This window comes from Plantactinospora sp. CA-294935 (assembly GCF_050936445.1).
Lineage (GTDB): Bacteria > Actinomycetota > Actinomycetes > Mycobacteriales > Micromonosporaceae > Plantactinospora.
Genome location: NZ_JBNJMU010000001.1, coordinates 10,326,930 through 10,345,897 on the forward strand (window position 1 = coordinate 10,326,930; position 18,968 = coordinate 10,345,897).

Sequence of the window (18,968 nt, forward strand, 5' to 3'; positions counted from 1 at the left end):
CAGCGCGAGCGGCGGGCGCGGTCAGGTCACGCCGACGCCGATGAGCCGGCCGACCAGGTACGTGGCGGCGGTGGCCGCCGCGCCGAGCAGCAGTTGCCGGCCGCCGCTGACCCACCACTTCCGGTTGGTGAACCGGGCGACGATCGCACCCGCGACGAACAGGCCGACACCGCCCACCCCGAGCGCCAGCCACAGGCTGGAGAAGCCCAGCAGGTACGTGATCAACGGCACCACGGCACCGACCGAGAAGCAGAGGAACGACGAGAAGGCGGCGGTCCACGGGCTGGGCCGCTCGTCGGCGTCGACGCCCAACTCCTCCTGGACGTGTACCCGCAGCGCCTCCTCCGGGTTGTGCCGCAGCGTCTCCGCGACCTGCTCGGCGAGGTCCCGGGGCAGCCCCCGCTCCACCCAGGCGTCGGCGAGTTCCCGGGCCTCCCCGGCCGGGTTCCGCTCCAGCTCGCGGCGTTCCTTGGCGACCTCGGCAGCCACCTGCTCGTTCTGCGACTGCACGCTGGTGTATTCGCCGAGCCCCATCGAGATCGCCCCGGCGACCAGCCCGGCGAAACCGGTCAGCACGATGCTGCGCGGCGCGACCCCACCGCCGCCGACGCCCGCGATCAACGCGATGTTGGTGACCAGGCCGTCCATCGCGCCGAACACGGCGGGGCGCAGCCAGCCACCGGAGACGTCCGCATGGTGGTGCTCGCTGACCGGGGTGGACGCGTCCGTCACGAGTGTCCGTCCGTCACGAGGGCGGGTCCGTCACGGCAGGGTGAGGATCTCGTGGCCGTCCTCGGTGACCACGATGGTGTGCTCGAACTGGGCCGTCCAGCGCCGGTCCTTGGTGACCACCGTCCAGCCGTCGTCCCACATGTCGTACTCGTGGGTGCCGAGGGTGATCATCGGCTCGATCGTGAAGGTCATCCCCGGCTCCATCACGTCGGTCGGCCGGGGGCTGTCGTAGTGCGGCACGTAGAGCCCGCTGTGGAACGCCTCGCCGATGCCGTGCCCGGTGAAGTCCCGGACCACCCCGTAGCCGAACCGCTTGGCGTACGACTCGATGACCCGGCCGATCACGTTGATCTGCCGGCCCGGGGCGACCGCCCGGATGCCCCGCATCATCGCCTCGTGGGTCCGCTCCACCAGCAGCCGGGCCGGCTCGGACACCTCGCCCACGCAGAAGGTGGCGTCGGTGTCCCCGTGCACCCCGTCGAGGTACGCCGTCACGTCGACGTTGATGATGTCGCCGTCCATCAGCACCGTCGAGTCCGGGATGCCGTGGCAGATCACCTCGTTGAGGCTGGTGCAGCACGACTTGGGGAAGCCCTTGTAGCCGAGGGTGGAGGGGTAGGCGTCGTGGTCGATCAGGAACTCGTGCACCACCCGGTCGATCTCGTCGGTGGTGACACCGGGCTTGCAGTGCTCACCGGCGAGCTGGGTGGCCTGGGCGGCGATCCGGCCGGCGACCCGCATCTTCTCGATCGTCTCGGCGGACTGCACGTGCGAGCCGCGCCACTCCTTCGGCCGCTTCTTGCCGACGTACTCGGGGCGGACGATATGGGGCGGTACCTGGCGCCACGGGGAGAGCGTGCCAGGGGTCAACGGCGCACGGACGGTCATGACTTCCAGCCTAACGTCGCGGCCCGAGAGCGCTCACGCTTCGGTGACCCGGACGACACCCGGACGTCACCGGAGACCCTCACAGCGGGGTGACGTAGGCACCGGTGATGCCACCGTCGACCACGAACTGGGCGGCGGTCATGAACGAGGCGTCGTCGCTGGCCAGAAAGGCGACGGCGGCGGCGATCTCCTCGGGCTCGCCGAACCGCCCCATCGGCACGTGCACCAGCCGCCGGGCCGCCCGCTCCGGGTCCTTGGCGAAGAGCTCCCGCAGCAGCGGGGTGCCGATCGGCCCCGGGCAGAGCGCGTTGACCCGGATCCCCTGCCGGGCGAACTGCACCCCGAGTTCCCGGGTCAGCGCCAGCACCCCGCCCTTGCTCGCGGTGTAGGCGATCTGCGAGGTGGCCGCACCCATCAGCGCCACGAAGGAGGCGGTGTTGACGATCGAGCCCCGGCCCTGGCGCAGCATGTGCGGGATGACGTACTTGCAGCAGAGGTAGACGCTGGTGGTGTTGACCCGGATCACCCGCTCCCAGGCGTCCAGGCCGGTGGTCAGGATCGAGTCGTCGTCCGGCGGGGAGATGCCGGCGTTGTTGAACGCGATGTCGATCCGGCCGCGCCTGGCCGCGACCTGGTCGTACAGGTCGCGTACCTGCGCCTCGTCGCTCACGTCGCAGGCCACGAACTCCCCGTCCACCTCGTCGGCGGCGGCCCGCCCGGCGTCGGCCGCGATGTCGACGCAGACCGGGTACGCGCCCTCGGCGGCGAGCCGGCGTACGGTGGCCAGCCCGATCCCGCTGCCGGCCCCGGTCACCACCGCCACCCGCCCGGCCAGTCGATCACTGATCATCGCCGTACTCCTCCCGGGGATCGCCGTCCCCGGCATCCTCGCCGACGCTGTGGCCGGTGGTCGAGGGGCGCGACCGTCAACGTGGCCGTGGCTCGCCAGCGGGTGGGGTCAGCAGGTTGCCGCGTACCCGGGGCAGGCAGCGCGGCAGCGCGGCGGTCCGCCCGGCGACCAGACTCAGCCCGGTGGGGCGCAGCCGCAGCTCGACAGCGCGCAGCCGGTCCGGTACGGGCAGCGCCACCAGCCGGGCCCGCACGGTCGGGTCCTCGAACAGCTCCTCGGGCCGTACCGTGAGCGACGTCGCGGCGTCCACTCCGGAGAGGTCGAGCAGCCGGCCGGCGTCGGCCACGTTCAGCCCGAACGCGGCCACCCAGTCGACGTCGACGCCCTCGAACATCGCCGGCACCTCGGCGAAGGTGGCGAGCCGGACCACCGGGTGCAGGAACGCGTCCACGTCGTACGCCGCCCGGGTCGCGGCGCCGGCCCCGCCGGCCGTCGCGGTGGCGCCGTAGCGGGCCGGCGCGAGGGAGAGGCCGAGCGCCCGCACCACCGCGAGGTCCGGCTCGCCGCCGCCGGTGCTGGCGAGCAGCCGGGCCAGTTCCCGGTCCAGCAGCCGGTCGTGTTCGCCGAAGGCGTGGTAGAGCCAGCAGAAGAGCAGGCCGTCCGGGGCTAGCCGGTCGACGAGCCAGCCCAGCCCGGCGACCGGGTCGGTCAGGTGGTGCAGCACACCGGAGCAGACCACCAGGTCGAAGCCGCCGGGGAGCCGCGACTCGGGAATGCCGCCGAGTTCGAAGCGTACGTTGGTGACGCCGTGCCGGGCGGCGAGCGCCCGGGCCACCGCCAGGGAGCCGGGCGACGGGTCGACGCCGACGAACCACGCCTCCGGATGGCGCAGGGCGAGCGCCACCAGCCGGTGTCCGGTGCCACAACCCGCGTCGAGCACCCGCCAGCCGGCCAGGCCGTCCTCCTCGACCAGGTACGCCACCGCGTTGGCCACGTCGTGCAGCAGGCCGCCGGCGTCGTCCGGGGACGGGTACGGGTACCGGTCGTAGAGCCGGACCACCTCGTCCAGCCCGGTAGCGTCGGCGGGCGGCCGGCTCAGGTGAGCGTCCGGCGGCTGGCCCGGGGCGTCGGCGGGTGACCGGCTCGGACCACTGTCCGGCGGGCGGCGGTGGTCGGCGGGCAGCCGGCGGGCGAGGTCGGCGACGGTGGGTGACTCGTACAGGTCGTGCACGTCCAGGTCGGCGCCGAACTGGGTGCGCAGCCGCCCGAGCAGGCGGGTGGCCAGCAGTGAGTGGCCGCCGAGGTCGAAGAAGCCGTCCTCGGCACCGACCTCGGGCAGCTCCAGCAGCTCGGCGAAGATCCGGCCCAGCGCCTCCTCCCGTCCCGGCGACGGCGGGCGGGGCGAGGGCGCCGCCGACCCGGCCAGCGCCACCCGGTCGAGCTTGCCGTGCGGGGTACGCGGCAGCGCGGCCACGACCTCCACCGTGGCCGGTACCGCCGCGCCGACCAGCCGCTCGGCGAGATGACGGCGCAACTCGGCGGCGGTCACCGCGCCCGGCACGGCCGGTACGACGTAGCCGACCAGCCGGACGCCAGCGTCCCGGCCCGGACCGGCCAGCACCGCCGCCTCGACCACGCCCGGGTGCTCGGCGAGGGTCGCGGCGACCTCGGCCGGCTCGACCCGGACACCCCTGATCTTCACCTGGTCGTCCACCCGGCCGACGAACTCGAATCCGCCGTCGGCACCGCGCCGCGCCAGGTCGCCGGTGTGGTACATCCGGGAGCCGGCCGGACCGTACGGGTCGGGGCGGAACACCTCGGCGGTCGGCCCGGGGCAACCGTGGTAGCCCCGGGCCAGCCCGGCACCGGCCAGGTACAGCTCCCCGGTGCGGCCGTCCGGCACCGGCCGCAGATCGGCGTCCAGCAGGTACGCCCGGACCCCGGATCTCGGCCGGCCGATCGGCGGGCGCCCGGGAGTCGTACCGTCGTCGTCCCAGGTGGTGGCGTAGACGGTCGCCTCGGTCGGCCCGTACGCGTTCACCACCCGCGTGGCGTGCAGCCCGGCACGGGCGGCCCGGACGGTCGCCGCGCCCAGCGCCTCGCCGGCCAGTACGACGGTCGGCACCCGGACCTCGGGCGACGGGCCGAGCCGGAGCAGGGCGTCGAGCCGGGATCCGACGGCGGCGACCAGGGTCGGCGGCCGGTCGGCGAGCCCGGACAGGGCCGACAGGTCGGCCACCAGCTCGACGCTGCCGCCGCAGCACAGTGGTGCGAAGAGTTCGAAGACGGAGACGTCGAAGTGCAGCGGCGTCGACGCGAGTACCCGGGCCAGCCGGTCCGGGCCGAACTCGGCGGCCGCCCAGCGGGCCAGCTCCGCCACCGCCCGGTGCGGCACCAGCACCCCCTTGGGCCGACCGGTGGTGCCCGAGGTGTGCAGCAGGTACGCCGGGTGCTCCGGATCCAGCGGCGGGCACGGGTCGGTGTCCGGCCGGTCCGCCACGTCCGGCGGTGCGGCGTCGGTCAGCACGACGACCGGGTCCGCCTCGGCGAGGACCGCCTCGACCCGGGCGGCCGGGCCGGGCTCGACGGGCAGATAGGCGGCGCCGGACTTGAGCACGGCGAGTACCGCCACCACCAGTTCGGCGGAGCGGCTCATCCGCAGTGCCACGATCCGCTCCGGTCCGGCCCCCTGTGCGACGAGGTGGTGGGCGAGCCGGTTGGCCCGGGCGTCCAGTTCGGCGTAGGAGTAGCTGACTCCGGCACAGCGCAGCGCCACCGCGTCCGGGGTCCGGGCGACCTGCTCCGCGAGCATCCGGGTCAGCGTGGCCGGTGCCGGGCCGGCCTCCGGTCGGAGGGCCGGAGTACCAGCGACGGACCGACGGAGGGGCCGGCGCGACTCCTCGGCGGACCGGCGAAGGGACTGGTCGAGATCCTCGGCAGACCGGGGACCTCCGCGCGCCGACTGTCGAGCTGGGTGCACAGACGGGGCAGCGACCGGCAGGTCGGAATTCCCGGCGAGCCGGAACGCCGGTTGGTCGGGACTCTCGACGAGCCGGCCCGCCGGCTGGTGCGGGTCCGCGGCGATCGCGGTCAGCAGCTCGGTCAGCGCGCGGCCGAACCCGGCCACCGTGTCGGCGGTGAACTGGGCGGGCTGGTAGCGCAGCACCAGCCGCAGCGCCGGTCCGGGATAGGCGAAGAGGCCGAGCGGATAGTGCAGCGAGTGGTGGATCTCGGCGTCCGGTACCGCCGCGGCGGCCACGGCGTCGACCGGGTAGTTCTCGAAGACGGTGAGGGTGTCGAAGAGCGCGGGCAGGCCGACGGCCCGCTGGATGTCGGAGAGCCCGAGGTGGTGGTACGGGGTCAGCCGGGACTGCTGGTCCTGCACCCGGCGCAGCAGGTCGACCAGCCGCTCGCCGGGCCGCGGGGCCAGCCGTACCGGCACGGTGTTGAGGAAGAAGCCGAGCATCCGTTCGATGCCGGGCACCTCGGGCGGCCGGCCCGAGACGGTACTGCCGAAGACCACGTCCGAGCGGCCGACGAGCCGGCCGAGCAGCAGTCCCCAGGCGCCCTGCACGACGGTGTTCAGCGTGACGCCGCCGGCCCGGGCGACCTGGGTGAGCCGGTCGGTGAGGTCGGCGGTGAGTTGCACGCCCACCTGCCGGGCCCACTCGGGGCGGATCCGCCGGCCGGGCGGCGCCACCAGCGTCGGTTCGGCGAACCCGTCCAGCACCTCCCGCCAGGCGGCTGTCGCGGCGGCCCGGTCCTGCCGGACCAGCCAGGCCAGGTAGTCCCGGTAGCTGCCCTCCGGCACCGTGGGGGCGCCGGTCACGGCGGCGGCCAGTTCGGCGGCGAGCAGCGGCAGCGACCAGCCGTCCAGCAGGACGTGATGACAGGTCAACGCCGCCCGGTAGCGCTCCGGGCCGAGCCGGAACACGGTCAGCCGCAGCAGCGGCGCCACGGTGACGTCGAACCGGCGTACCCGTTCGGACTCGACCAGCCGGGTCAGCGTCGCCGCCCGCTCCGGTTCGGGTACGCCGCTCAGCTCCACCTCCTGGTACGGCAGCTCTACCTCGGCCGGTACCACCCGGACCGGCTGCCCCGACTCCTGGAACCAGAACGCGGCCCGCAGGTGTGGGTGCCGGGCGAGCAGCGTGGCCAGGCCGGCGCGGAGCGCGTCCGGCCGCCAGGTCGCCGGCAGCCCGAACACCGTCTGCACGGTGTAGACCTCCGGCGCGTGGGCGTCGTAGACGGAGTGGTAGAGCAGGCCCTCCTGGAGCGGGGTCGCCGGCCAGACGTCGACCAGGTTCGGGCAGGTCGCCTCCAGCCGGGCCACGTCCGGGTGGCGGAGCGACACCAGCGGCAGGTCTCCGGGGGTACGGCCGCCGATTCCGGGCCGGCCGGCGTGCCCGGCGAGTGCCGCCAGCACCCGCGTCCAGAGTTCGGCGAGCCGACGCAGGTCCGGTTCGGCGAATACGGCCGCCGGCCAGGAGAACGTGCTGACCAGGTGCGGTCCGTCGGCACCGTCCTCGGTGTAGGCGTTCACCTCCAGCGGGTGCGCCAGCGGGGCCCGGCCGTCCGCGCCGCCGCGTACCTCCCGGCCCTCGGCGGCCGGCGTCCAGTCGGCGGCCTCCGGTGCGCCGCCGGTGAGCCGGCCGAGGTAGTTGAAGCAGACCTCCGGCTCGGGCAGCTCCGCCAGCCGGGCGGCGGTCTCCGGGTTGAGGTACCGGAGCAGGCCGAAGCCGAGTCCCTGCCCCGGTACGTCGCGCAGCCGGTCCTTGACGGACCCGAGCAGCCGGCCCAGCTCCGGGCCGCCGGCCCAGACGTCCGGCCAGTCCACTCCGGACAGTTCGAGCCGGACCGGGTGCACGCTGGTGAACCAGCCGATGGTCTGCGCCAGGTCGACGTCGTCGGTGAACGGCTCCCGACCGTGCCGCTCCAGGTCGACCAGGAGCGTCCCGTCAGCCTCCGGTCGCCAGGCGGCCACCGCCAGGCCGAGCGCGCCGAGCAGTACGTCCTCGACACCCGCGTGGTACGCCGCCGGCAGCACGGTGAGCAGCGCGGAGGTCTGCTCGCGCGGAGTGCGTACCGTGATCTTCCGTTGGGTGGCGACGGTGTCGCGGGCCGGGTCGAGCCGGCGCCCGGCGAGCCGCGCCGGCGGCCGGTCGAGGGTGGCGGTCCACCGGGGCAGTTCGGCGTGCAGCGCCGGGTCCACGGACCGGGCGGCGAGCAGTTCGGCCCAGCGGCGGAACGACGTGCCGGCCGGCGGTGGCGCGGGTGGCCCGCCGTCCCCGGCGGCCCGCCAGGCATCGGCGAGCTGGGGCAGCAGGATCCGCCAGGAGACCCCGTCCACCACAAGGTGGTGCAGGACCAGCAGCAGCCGTCCGGAGCGGTCCGGGCCGAGGTCGAACCAGACCGCCTGGAGGGTCACCCCGGCCTCCGGCGCCAGCCGGCGCGGGGCGGCCTCCGCCTCGGCCCGGATCAGCTCGGGCAGCGGCACCGCGCCGGTCGCGTCGACCCGGCGGAGTTGGTCGGCCACCCGGACGGTGCCGGCGGCGGCCACCTCCAGACCCGGCCCGGCGGTGAGCCGCAGCCGCAGCGCGTCGTGCTGGTCGACCAGCGTCCGGAGGGCCGTGGCCAGCCGGTCCAACCCGAGTTCGGGCGGTACGGCCACCACCACCGCCTGGTGGTGGGCGGCGATCGGGCCGCCCCGGTCCAGGGTGGCCCGGACGATCGGGGTGAGTGGCACCCGTCCGCTCCCGGGCTCCGGCCCGGTCCCGGACTCCGGCCCCGGACCGGTCGGCGCCACCCGGCCGGCGAGCCGGGCCACCGTACGGTGCTCGAACACGTCGCGGGCGCTCAGCGTCAGTCCGGCGGCCCGGGCCCGGCCGACGAGCTGGATCGCCACGATGCTGTCCCCGCCCAGCACGAAGAAGTCGTCGTCGACCCCGACCGCCGGCAGCCCGAGCAGCCCGGCGATCGCGGCGCAGAGCAGCCGCTCCGGCTCGGTCCCCGGCGGACGGCCGGCCGCCCGTACCTCCGGTCGGGGCAGCGCGGCCCGGTCGAGTTTGCCGTTGGTGGTCAGCGGCAGCCGGTCGAGACAGACGATCGCCGACGGCACCATGTAGTCCGGGAGTACGGCACCGAGCCTGGTCGCCAGTTCCGCCGGATCGACCCCACCGGCCGCCGGTACGACGTAACCGACCAGGCGCCGGCCGCCGGACTCCTCGTCCCGGGCCACCACCGTGGCCCGGGTCACCCTGGGCTGGGCCAGCAGGGCCGCCTCGATCTCGCCCAGCTCGATCCGGTAGCCCCGGATCTTCACCTGCTGGTCCGCGCGGCCGAGGAACTCCAGCCGGCCGTCGGCGCCCCGCCGGGCCAGGTCGCCGCTGCGGTAGAGCCGGGTGCCGGGTGGCCCCCACGGGTCGGGTACGAAGCGCGCGGCGGTCAGCGCCGGATGTCCCAGGTAGCCCCGGGACAGTCCGGCACCACCGACGTGGATCTCCCCGACCGCGCCGGTCGGCACCGGCTCGCCGTCCCGGTCGAGCAGGCGTACCACGAGGTCGGCCAGGGGGCGGCCGATCGGGCTGGCTCCGCTGTCGAGGTCGGTACCGGTGAGCCGGTGGGTGGTGACGTGCACGGTGGTCTCGGTGATGCCGTACATGTTGACCAGGGCCGGCCGGTCCAGGCCGAGCTGCCGTACCCAGCCGGCCAGGGCAGCCGGCTCCAGGCGCTCACCGCCGAAGACCACCGCCCGCAGTGCCAGCCGGTCGCGCCACGGGCCGCCCTCGTCGAGCGCCGCGACCAGGCCGGTGAACGCCGCCGGGGTCTGGCTGAGCACCGTCACCCGGTGCGCCGCGAGCAGTTCGGCGAGCTCGGCCGGTACCCGGGCCACGTCCGGCGGCACCACCACGAGCCGGCCGCCGTGCAGCAGCGGGCCCCAGATCTCCCAGACCGAGAAGTCGAAGGCGTACGAGTGGACCATCGTCCAGGTGTCGGTCGGCCCGCAGGTCAGGTCGGCGGCGACGGCGGTGAACAGCCGGGCCACGTTGGCATGCGTCACCGCGACGCCCTTGGGCCGTCCCGTCGACCCGGAGGTGTAGATCACGTAGGCGACGTTGCCGGGTCCGGCCACGGCCGGCAGGTTGGTCGCCGGCAGGGTGCCGAGGGTCGGATCGTCGTCGAGCACCACCACCGGGCCGGGGTGGATGGTCGGGGCCGCGGCCCGGTGCCGCCGCTCGGTCAGCAGGATGGCCGCCCCGGCGTCCGCCGCCAGGAATCGCAGCCGGTCGACCGGGTTGGCCGGATCCAGCGGCAGGTATCCGGCGCCGGACTTCAGCACCCCGAGCAGCGCCGCGATCAGCTCCGGACCCCGGTCCAGGCAGACTCCGACCAGGGTCTCCGGGCCGGCGCCGAGGTCGCGCAGCCGCCGGGCGACCCGGTTGGCCCGCTCGTTCAGCCCGCGGTACGTCCAGGTTGTCCGGTCGTACGCCAGCGCGACCGCGTCCGGGTCCTGCCGTACCCGTGCCTCGAACACCTCCGGCAGGCAGCGTCCCGCCTCGACGGGCGGCTGCGGCACGGCGGCCAGCTCGACCCGCTCGTCGGCAGCCAGCATCCCGAGCCGGGAGATCGGGGTCTCCGGTGCCTCCGCCAGACTGCCGAGCAGCCGTACGTAGTGTGCCGCGAGCCGGTCGACGGTGGCCGGGGCGAAGAGCGCGGTCGCGTACTCGATCTCGCCCGTCACGGCACCGTCGGCGTGTTCGGTCAACTGGACGGCGAGTTCGAACTTCGCCACCTGGCCGTCGACCGGTTCCCTGGTCAGCACGACGTCCGCCAGCCGGCTCGCCGGCAGCTCGTCGCGGAGCGCGAAGGCCACCTGGAACAGTGCCGGCCGGGACGCGTCCCGCTGCGGCGCCAGCTCCCGGACGAGTTGCTCGACCGGCACCTCCTGGTGGGCCAGCGCGGCCAGGGTGGTTTCCCGGACCGACCGGAGCAGTGCGGTGAAGCTCGGATCCCCGCTCCACCGGGTACGCAGCACCAGCGTGTTGACGACGAAGCCGACCAGTCCGGCGAGTTCCGGATCGGTACGCCCGGCGATCGGTGCCCCGACCGCCACGTCCCGGCTGCCGGTGTAGCGCCCCAGCAGCACCCCGAAGGCGGCGAGCGTCACCATGAACAGGCTCGCCCGATTGGCCCGGCCCAGGTCCCGGAGCCGCTCCGCCACCGGCGCCGGTACGCCGAACCGCGCGGTGGCGCCCGCCCAGCTCCGGGTGGTGGCCCGGGGCCGGTCGGTCGGCAGCTCCAGCGGGGCGAGGTCGGCGAGCTGGTGCCGCCAGTAGTCCAGTTCGGTGTCGACCAGCCCACTCGCGTGCCGGGCCCGTTGCCAGCCGGCGTAGTCGGCGTACTGCGGGGTGACCGGGGGCAGTGCCGGGGGCCGTCCCTCGACGTGGCCACGGTAGAGGGCGCCCAGCTCGGCCAGGAGCGGCGACAGCGACCAGCCGTCGAGGGCGATGTGGTGCCAGACGGTCAGCAGCACGTGCTCGTCGTCGGCGGTCTTCAACAGCCAGCTTCGGGTCGGCCACTCCCGGTCCAGCGCGAACGGTCGCCGGGACTCCGCCCGGGTCAGCTCCCCGACCCGGCGCTCCGGATCCGGCTCACCGGTGAGGTCGACGACCGGCAGCTCGACCGGGCCGGGCGGATCGACCACCTGCGCGGGTTCGTCGCCGCCGCGCACGTACCGGGTCCGCAGGATCTCGTGCCGGGCCACCACCTCGGTCCAGGCCCGCCGCCAGGCCGGCACGTCGAGCTTGCCGCGCAGCCGGAAGGAGCCGGTCATCAGGTACGCCGGGCTGCCCGGTTCGAGCTGGTCGAGCAGCCAGAGCTGGCGCTGCCCGGCCGAGAGCGGTATCGGGCGGCTCCGGTCGACCGGCCCGATCCGGCGCGTCCGGCCGGCGCTCGCCGCTCGACCGGCCAGCCGTCGCCGCAGCAGCTCGGCCCGCCGGGCCACGGCGTCGTCGGCCGTCGCGCCGGCCGTCGCGCCGGACCACTCGCCCTGTGCCGGCACGCCGGACCACTCACCCGCTGCCGTCATGCTGGACCGCTCGCCCGCTGCCGGCACGCCGGACCGCTCTCCCGGTGCCGTCACGATCGCCTGCTCTCCCGGTGCCGTCACGCCCGTCTGCTCTCCCGGTGCCGTCACGCCCGTCTGCTCTCCGTCGACCGTCACACCGGCTCTCGTTCCGTCGCCAACGGCGGGGTGCCGGTGGCCGACAGCGCGTCGGCAACCTCGGCATCCGTCAGGTCCGCCACCTCGGCGCTGATCGCCCGGACCAGCTCGGCAGCGAGTTCGGCGACGGTCGGCCCGGCGAAGAACGCGGCGGCCGGCAGTTGCACCTCGAACTCCCGTTGCACCCCGGCCAGCATCCGCATCGCGAGCAGCGAGTTGCCGCCCAGCCGGAAGAAGTCGTCGTGCACACCCACCCGGCCGCCGAACAGCTCCGCCCAGAGGTCCACCAGCCGTTCCTCGACGGCGTCGCGCGGGCCCACCGTGTCGGCCGGCTCGGCCACCGGGGCCGGCAGCGCGGCTCGGTCGACCTTGCCGTTCGGCGTCAGCGGTACGGCGGCCAGCCGCACCCAGTACGCCGGCACCATGTGCTCCGGCAGCCGCCGCCGGCAGTACGCGACCAGTTCGGCCCCGTCCGGACCACCGTCCCCGGCCGGCACCAGGTAGCCGACCAGCCGGTCGCCGTCGACTCCGACCACGGCGTCCCGCACCCCCGGATGCCCCAGCAGTACGCCCCGGATCTCACCCGGCTCCACCCGGTGCCCCCGGATCTTCACCTGCTGGTCGGTGCGCCCGTGGAAGGCGAGGTCGCCGTGCACCGTCATCCGGGCCAGGTCACCGGTCCGGTACATCCGCGCCCCCGGCGGCCCGTACGGGTCGGGCAGGAAGCGCTCGGCGGTCAGCGCGGGCCGGCCGAGGTAGCCCCGGGCCACCCCGGCACCGCCGAGGAAGAGTTCGCCGACGGCGCCCCGGGGCAGTGGCCGCAGCGCACCGTCGAGCAGGTATGCCCGCACTCCCGGACGAGGCCGGCCGATCGGGACCACGCCGGCCTCCGGGGTGGCGCCGACCAGGTGGACGGTCGCGTTCACCGTCGCCTCCGTCGGCCCGTACGAGTTGACCAGCCGGCCGGGACCGAGCAGCCGGAGCCAACGCCGCGCCAGCGGTGCCGGCAGCGCGTCGCCGGCCACCACCAGCACCTCGGCGATCCGGGCGGCCGTGGCGTCGTCGAGCTGGTATCCGAGCAGTTCGAGGTGACCGGGGGTCAACTTGACGAAGCTGAACGGCCCTGCCTCGGCGAGGGCCCGACCGAGCTCGGTGACCGGCAGTGCCGGCGGCAGCAGGTGCAGTGTCTGGCCGGCCAGCAGCGGCGCATAGAGGGTGGTGACCACCAGGTCGTAGCCGACCGAGGAGAAGAGCGGCGCCCCACCGGTGCCCCGGGCGGCCAGGCTGCGGACCGCCCAGTCCAGGTGGTGGGCGAGCGAGCGGTGGCTGACCTGCACCCCTTTCGGGCGTCCGGTGGAGCCGGAGGTGTAGACGACGTAGGCGAGCTGGTCGGGGTCGACGGGTCGGGCCGGCGCTGGGTCGGCCGGCGGTCCCGTCTCCCGGTCGACCAGCACGCACGGCAGCAGCCGGTCTCCGTCGATCCGGTCCCGCTGCGCCGAGCTGGTGAGCAGGGCCACCGCCCTGGCGTCGTCGAGGAGTTCGCCGACCCGCTCGACGGGGGTGCCGGGATCGAGCGGCAGGTACGCCGCACCCGCCCGCCAGACCGCGAGCAGGCTCGCCACCAGGTCGGGTTCGCGGTCGAGCAGTACCCCGACCACCGTCTCGGGCCCGACGCCCCGCTGCCGTAGCGCCCCGGCCAGCCGTTCGGCCCGGGCGTCGAGTTCGGCGAAGCTGACCGTGCGGCGGCCGGCGACCACGGCGGTGGCGTGCGGCGCCCGACGGGCCTGTGCCGTCAGCGCGTCGGGCACCAGCGGCGGACCGCCGTTCGCCGCTACGCCGACAACGGCAACGTCGAGAACCGGTGGGTCGGTGGCCGGTGGGTCGGTGGCCGGTGGGTCGGTGGCCGGTGGGTCGGTGGCCGGTGGGTCGGTGGCCGGTGGGTCGGTGGGTGCCAGGTCGGCCACCGCCTGGTCGGGCCGGTCCGCGACGCCGACCAGCAGGTGACGCAGGTACGCCGCCATCCGGTGCACGGTGTCGGGGGCGAAGAGCGCGGTGGCGTACTCGAGACCGCCGAGCAGGCTGCCGTCGCCGAGTCGACGGATCCGCAGCGTCAGGTCGGTCTTGGCGATCCGCCACGCCCGGCCCAGCGTCTCCGCGTCGGAGCCGGCGAGTCCGGTACTGGTCACGCCCTCCTCGTCCAGGTCGAAGCCGACCTGGACCAGCGGCGTCCGGGACGGGTCCCGCCGAACGCCCAGCTCGTCCACCAGCCGCTCGAACGGCACGTCCTGATGGGCGAAGGCGACCTGGCAGACCTGGCGGGTCCGGTCCAGCAGGTCCCGGAACGTCGGCTCGCCGCCGAGGTCGCAGCGGAGCACCACCGAGTTGACGAAGAAACCCACGACGTCCCGCACCTGCGGTCCGGGCCGGCCGGCCAGCGGGGTACCGATCGCCAGGTCGGACTGCCCGGTGTACCGGGACAGCATCGCGGCGAAGCCGGCCAGCAGGGTCATGAACGGGGTCGCGCCGTGCGCCCGGCCGAGCCGCAGCAGCCGTTGCGCCGGTCCCGCCGGCACCGTGAACGTCGCCAGTGCTCCGGCCGGGTCCCGTTGGGCCGGCCGGGGTTGGTCGGTCGGCAACTCCAGCACCGGAACGCTGGCCAGGGTCCGCCGCCAGAAGGCAAGTTGGTCGTCGAGGGCGGCCCCGGTCAGGACCCGCCGCTGCCAGGCCGCGAAGTCCGCGTACCGGATCGGCGGTACGGGCAGCGCGGTGCCCGTACCGCCGGACGGGCCGTCCGGGCCGGCGGCCTGGCGGTAGAGGTGCTGGAAGTCCCGCTCCAGCAGCACCGTCGACCAGCCGTCGCAGGCGATGTGGTGCACGCTGAGCACCAGTCGGGACGGCCCGTCCGGCACCCGGATCAGCAGTGCGCGCCAGACCGGGCCGGTCGCCAGGTCGAATCCCCGCCGCAGCAGTTCGGCGCAGGCGTCCGGGACGTCGTCCTCGGCGCGGTGTGCAACCGCCACCTCCACCTCGCCGGCCGCCGGCTCCACCACCTGCCGCGGCTCGCCCGCCACCACCGGATAGCGGGTACGCAGCACGTCGTGCCGGTCGGCGAGCCCGCGCAACGCGGTCCGGACCTGACGCAGCTCGACGGCGGCGTCCACCTGGCGGGGCAGGGTCAACAGGATCGGCACCACCCACTCGGGACTGCCCGGGTCCATCCGGTCCAGCAGCCAGAGCCGGTACTGCCCGACCGAGAGTTCGGCCGGCCCGGCACCGATCGGGCCGATCAGGCCGATCGGCACCGGCAGCTCCGACCGGCCCTCGGGTGGTGCCGGCGAGTCCACCTGGGACGGTGCGTCGTTCGCGGTGGGCCGCCCGCCGTCCGACGGCACCGTGACCAGTCGGGCCTGGTCGGCGACGGTCGAGGCGTCGAAGAGCCGGCGGAACGGCACCGGGCGGCCGGTCTCCACCCGGAGCGCCTCCGCCAGTTGGGTGACGAGCAGTGAGGTGCCGCCGAGCTGGAAGAAGTCGTCGTGCACACCGACCCGGTCCAGGTCGAGCAGCCGGCTCCAGACCCGTACGACGAGCCGCTCCTGCGGGGTACGCGGTGCCACGTACGGCGGACCACCGGCGGCGGTGCCCCGCAACGCCGCCCGGTCCACCTTTCCGCTGCTGGTCAGCGGAAACTTGTCGACGACCGTGCAGGAGGACGGCACCATCGGCCGGGGCAGCCGCTCGGCCAGCCACGCCCGCAGCACCGGCCCGGTCAGCTCGCCCCGGGCGGTCACGTACGCCGCCAGCCGCCGGGTACCGCTCCCGTCCCTCGACCCGCTCCGGTCATGCCCGCCGCCGAGGTCGCTTCCGCCGCCGCTGAGATCGCTTCCGCCGCCGCCGAGGTCGCTTCCGCCGCCGCTGAGATCGCTTCCGCCGCCGCCGATGTCGCTTCCGCCGCCGCTGTCGTCCGGGCGCTGTCTGCTCCTCCCGTCCTCCACGACCAACACCACCGCGCCGGAGACGGCCGGATGTTCGGCCAGCACCGCCTCGATCTCGCCCGGCTCGACGCGTACCCCGTTGACCTTCACCTGGTCGTCGCGCCGGCCCAGGTATTCCACGAGCCCGTCGGCACGTCGGCGTACCAGGTCACCGGTGCGGTAGAGCCGGGCACCCGCCGGCCCGTACGGGTCCGGCACGAAACGCTCGGCGGTCAGCCCGGGATTGCCGAGATAGCCCCGGGCCAGGCCGACGCCACCGGCGTACAGCTCACCGGCCACGCCCGGTGGCACCAGTTCGCCGGACTCGCCGAGCACCAGCACCCGGGTCCCGTCGATCGGCAGGCCGATGGGCACCGGTCCGGTCCGCTGCGCCGTCGCGAACGGGTACGCGGTGACGTCGATCGCGCACTCGGTCGGACCGTACATGTTCCACAGTTCCGCCCCGTTGGGCGCCACCAGCCGGTGCGCGAGCCCGGCGTGCAGCGGCTCACCGGCCGAGAAGAGCAGTCGCAGCGAGCGGCAGTCCGCCCAGCCGGGGATGTCGACCAGCATCCGGAGCACCGACGGCACCCCTTGCACGACGGTGATGTCGTGTGCCGAGACCGCCGCGACGAGCGCCCTGGGATCGTGCTCGGCGCCGGGCGGGGCGAGCACCACCACCGCCCCGCTGACCAGCGGGGCGAAGAGTTCCCAGAGCACGGCGTCGAAGCTGAGCGCGGTCTTCGCCAGGATCCGGTCCGCCGGTCCGAGTCGGTGCCGGCGTACGGTCCAGCGGATCCGGTTGGCGATCGCACCGTGGCTCACCAGTACGCCCTTCGGCGCGCCGGTCGATCCCGAGGTGTACATCGCGTACGCCGCCCGCGCCGGGTCGACGACCGCCCGGCCCGTCTCGCCCGGCTGCTCCGTACCGGCACCCGGTTCGGGCGTCGTGGCCAGGACCTCCGCCGGCAGCAGCACCGGCAGGTCCGTTCCGACCGGTCGCCGGTCCGCAAGCAGCAGCACCGCGCCGCTCTGCCGCAGGATCAGTCGCAGCCGGGCGGCCGGCACCTGGGCGTCCACCGGTACGAAGAAGCCGCCCGCCCGCCAGACCGCGAGCAGCGACACCAGCAGCTCCACCGAGCGCTCCATCGCGACCACGACCGGCGACTCGGGTCGTACGCCCTGCTCGACCAGCACCCGGGCCAGCCGCCGGACCCGGGTCTCCAGTTCCGCGTGGTCGACCTCCCGGTCGCCGGCCAGCACCGCGACGGCGTGCGGAGTACGCGCGGCCTGCGCCGCGATCCCCTCCGGCAGCGTGGCCCAGCCGTTCCCGGCACCATCCGCCGCGACGGTGCCGCCGACGGGAGCGGCGCGGTCTTCGGCGGGACTGGCCAGACTCGCGCTGGAGGTGACCAGACTCGCGGTGGAGGTGACCAGGCCCGCAGTGGAGGTGGTGAGACTCGCGGTGGAGGTGGCGAGCAGGGTACGGCGGTCGTCGGCGGTGAGTACGTCGACCGCGCCGATCGGCAGCTCGGGGTCGGCGAGCCAGCTCGTCAGCACACCGAGGATTCCGGTGCGGTGCCGGGCGAGGTCCGGCCGGTCGTAGACCTCCGGATGACCCTCCAGACAGAGCAGCGGGTTCCGGCCGTCCGGATCGCTGAGGTAGCCGACGTAGAGGTCGTCGGTCGGCCCGTTCGCCAGCACGTGCAGTGTCACCCGGTGGTCCCCGGCCCGCAGCCGGGCGCCGAAGGGCAGGACGTTGACGGAGATGTCGCAGAGGCCACCGTCGAGCTGGAGGTCGCGCAGCAGCTCGTCGTACGGGTACCGCTGGTGGCGCCGGGCGGCGACCATCTCGGCGTACGCCGCGCGGGCCAGCTCCGCCAGGCTGCTCTCCGGTCGGGTGGCGAGCCGCAGCGGTACGACGTTGGCGGTCATCCCCGGAGTGGTCAGAGCCGCCCGGGTCGACCGGCCGAGGACCGGAAATCCGACCACCAGGTCGCGGCGACCGGTGGCCCGGTGCAGGTAGCCGGCGCACCCGGCGACGACCAGCGCGGGCCAGCCGATGCCGAGCCGCTCGGCGTACGACCGGAGCCGGTCGGGGAAGCCGCCATCCACCCGGTACTCGTCCCGGAGGGTGCGGCCAGGCGCCCGGCCCCGCCGTCCGGCGAGTCCCGGCGTGCCGGTACGGCCGGCGAGGCGGTCGCGCCAGTACCGCCGGTCCGCGTCGAGGTCGTCGGAGTCGCGGTAGGCCGCCTCCTCCTCGAACAGCAGGCGCGACGATCCCCACCGGCTCCGCTCCGGCGCGGCACCGGTCAGGCCGGCGGCATAGAGCCGGACCACCCGGCGGGCCAGCAGGTTGATGCTGTAGCCGTCCATGACCAGGTGATCCGCCCGGACGAAGAGCCAGACCCGGGACGGCGACAGCCTCAGCAGCGCGATACCGAACAGCCGGCCCGCCGGCTCCGAGGGCCGGTCCAGCGCCGCCCGCATCCAGCTCTGGGCCGCCGTCTCCGGCGACGCCGCTCCGGCGAGGTTCACCTGCTCGACCGGCCACCCGGAGTCCTCGGTCGGCACCTGTCGGGGCACGCCGTCGACCAGGACGACGCGGAGCCGCAGGGTCTCGGTCTCCGCCACGGCCCGGCGCACCGCAGCCTCCAGCAGATCCGGCCGGGCCGGGCCGTCCACCGCGAGGTAGACCCCGATCTGGTACCCGGGACTGCCCGGGTGGAGCTGCTGCGCGTGCCAGATCCCGGACTGGACGCCGGAGAGCGGCCAACCACCGTTCCCGGAGAGCATCGACATGGCCGGATCGTCGAGCGGTCGACTATAGAAAAGCTGTAGGCGCTCTATATATGAACACGAATACATACACAGATCGGAGGTGGTGGTGGACGTCCGGCGGGCCCCGGATGCGACCCTCCCGGTTCACGCCGACCCGTTCGACGTTCTACCCTTTGATCAGGGACGACGAGGGTGGGTGAGGCCATGACGACCGAGGGTCGGGACGGCGTCGTCCTCTACTGGCGACCGCGGTGCCCGTACTGCATGAAGCTGATGTTCCAGTTGCTCTTCACCCGGCTGCCGTACACGAAGGTGAACATCTGGCGGGACCCGGACGCGGCGGCTTTCGTCCGCTCGGTGGCCGACGGCAACGAGACCGTCCCGACAGTGACCGTCGCCGGGCATCCGATGGTCAACCCGTCCCGGCGCCAACTCCTCGCGGCGGTACGCGAGCACGCCCCGCACCTGCTGGACCGGCCGACCTGACGTTCTGCCGGTTCCACCTCCACTTCTGCCGGTGACA

At 74.6% G+C, this 18,968-nt stretch carries 6 protein-coding genes; 1 reads left to right on the top strand and 5 read right to left on the bottom strand.

The features are described from left to right. Positions 1-21: 21 nt before the first annotated feature. The 5 genes from ACQEVC_RS44775 to ACQEVC_RS44795 all read right to left on the bottom strand — a co-directional run bounded on the left by ACQEVC_RS44775 (position 22) and on the right by ACQEVC_RS44795 (position 18,466). Positions 22-732, bottom strand: a complete 711-nt coding sequence (locus ACQEVC_RS44775; RefSeq protein ID WP_432890698.1) for a VIT1/CCC1 transporter family protein — start codon at positions 730-732, stop codon at positions 22-24. A 30-nt stretch (positions 733-762) separates the two neighbouring features. Continuing rightward, on the bottom strand, positions 763-1,620 hold the full coding sequence (gene map / locus ACQEVC_RS44780; RefSeq protein WP_432890700.1) for a type I methionyl aminopeptidase: 858 nt from the start codon (positions 1,618-1,620) through the stop codon (positions 763-765). A gap of 79 nt (positions 1,621-1,699) precedes the next feature. After that, positions 1,700-2,470: a 3-oxoacyl-ACP reductase gene (locus ACQEVC_RS44785; RefSeq protein WP_432890702.1), complete on the bottom strand. Its 771-nt coding sequence runs from the start codon at positions 2,468-2,470 to the stop codon at positions 1,700-1,702. Positions 2,471-2,546: 76 nt separating this feature from the next. Then, positions 2,547-11,639: an amino acid adenylation domain-containing protein gene (locus tag ACQEVC_RS44790; protein ID WP_432890705.1), complete on the bottom strand. Its 9,093-nt coding sequence runs from the start codon at positions 11,637-11,639 to the stop codon at positions 2,547-2,549. A 50-nt stretch (positions 11,640-11,689) separates the two neighbouring features. Further along, positions 11,690-18,466 carry an amino acid adenylation domain-containing protein gene (locus ACQEVC_RS44795; protein ID WP_432890708.1) on the bottom strand — a complete coding sequence of 2,259 codons (6,777 nt, stop codon included), beginning with the start codon at positions 18,464-18,466 and terminating at the stop codon, positions 11,690-11,692. 183 nt (positions 18,467-18,649) lie between these two features. On the opposite strand from ACQEVC_RS44795, the gene ACQEVC_RS44800 reads away from it, so the two are divergent. After that, a complete protein-coding gene (locus ACQEVC_RS44800) occupies positions 18,650-18,931 on the top strand; it encodes a glutaredoxin domain-containing protein (protein WP_432890710.1) in 282 nt (93 codons plus the stop codon). Positions 18,932-18,968 lie beyond the last annotated feature (37 nt).

Excerpts from the sequence above, each read along its gene's own strand:
- map (WP_432890700.1), bottom strand. The coding sequence starts at position 1,620 with ATGACCGTCCGTGCGCCGTTGACCCCTGGCACGCTCTCCCCGTGGCGC.
- ACQEVC_RS44785 (WP_432890702.1), bottom strand. The coding sequence starts at position 2,470 with ATGATCAGTGATCGACTGGCCGGGCGGGTGGCGGTGGTGACCGGGGCC.
- ACQEVC_RS44795 (WP_432890708.1), bottom strand. The coding sequence starts at position 18,466 with ATGTCGATGCTCTCCGGGAACGGTGGTTGGCCGCTCTCCGGCGTCCAG.
- ACQEVC_RS44800 (WP_432890710.1), top strand. The coding sequence starts at position 18,650 with ATGACGACCGAGGGTCGGGACGGCGTCGTCCTCTACTGGCGACCGCGG.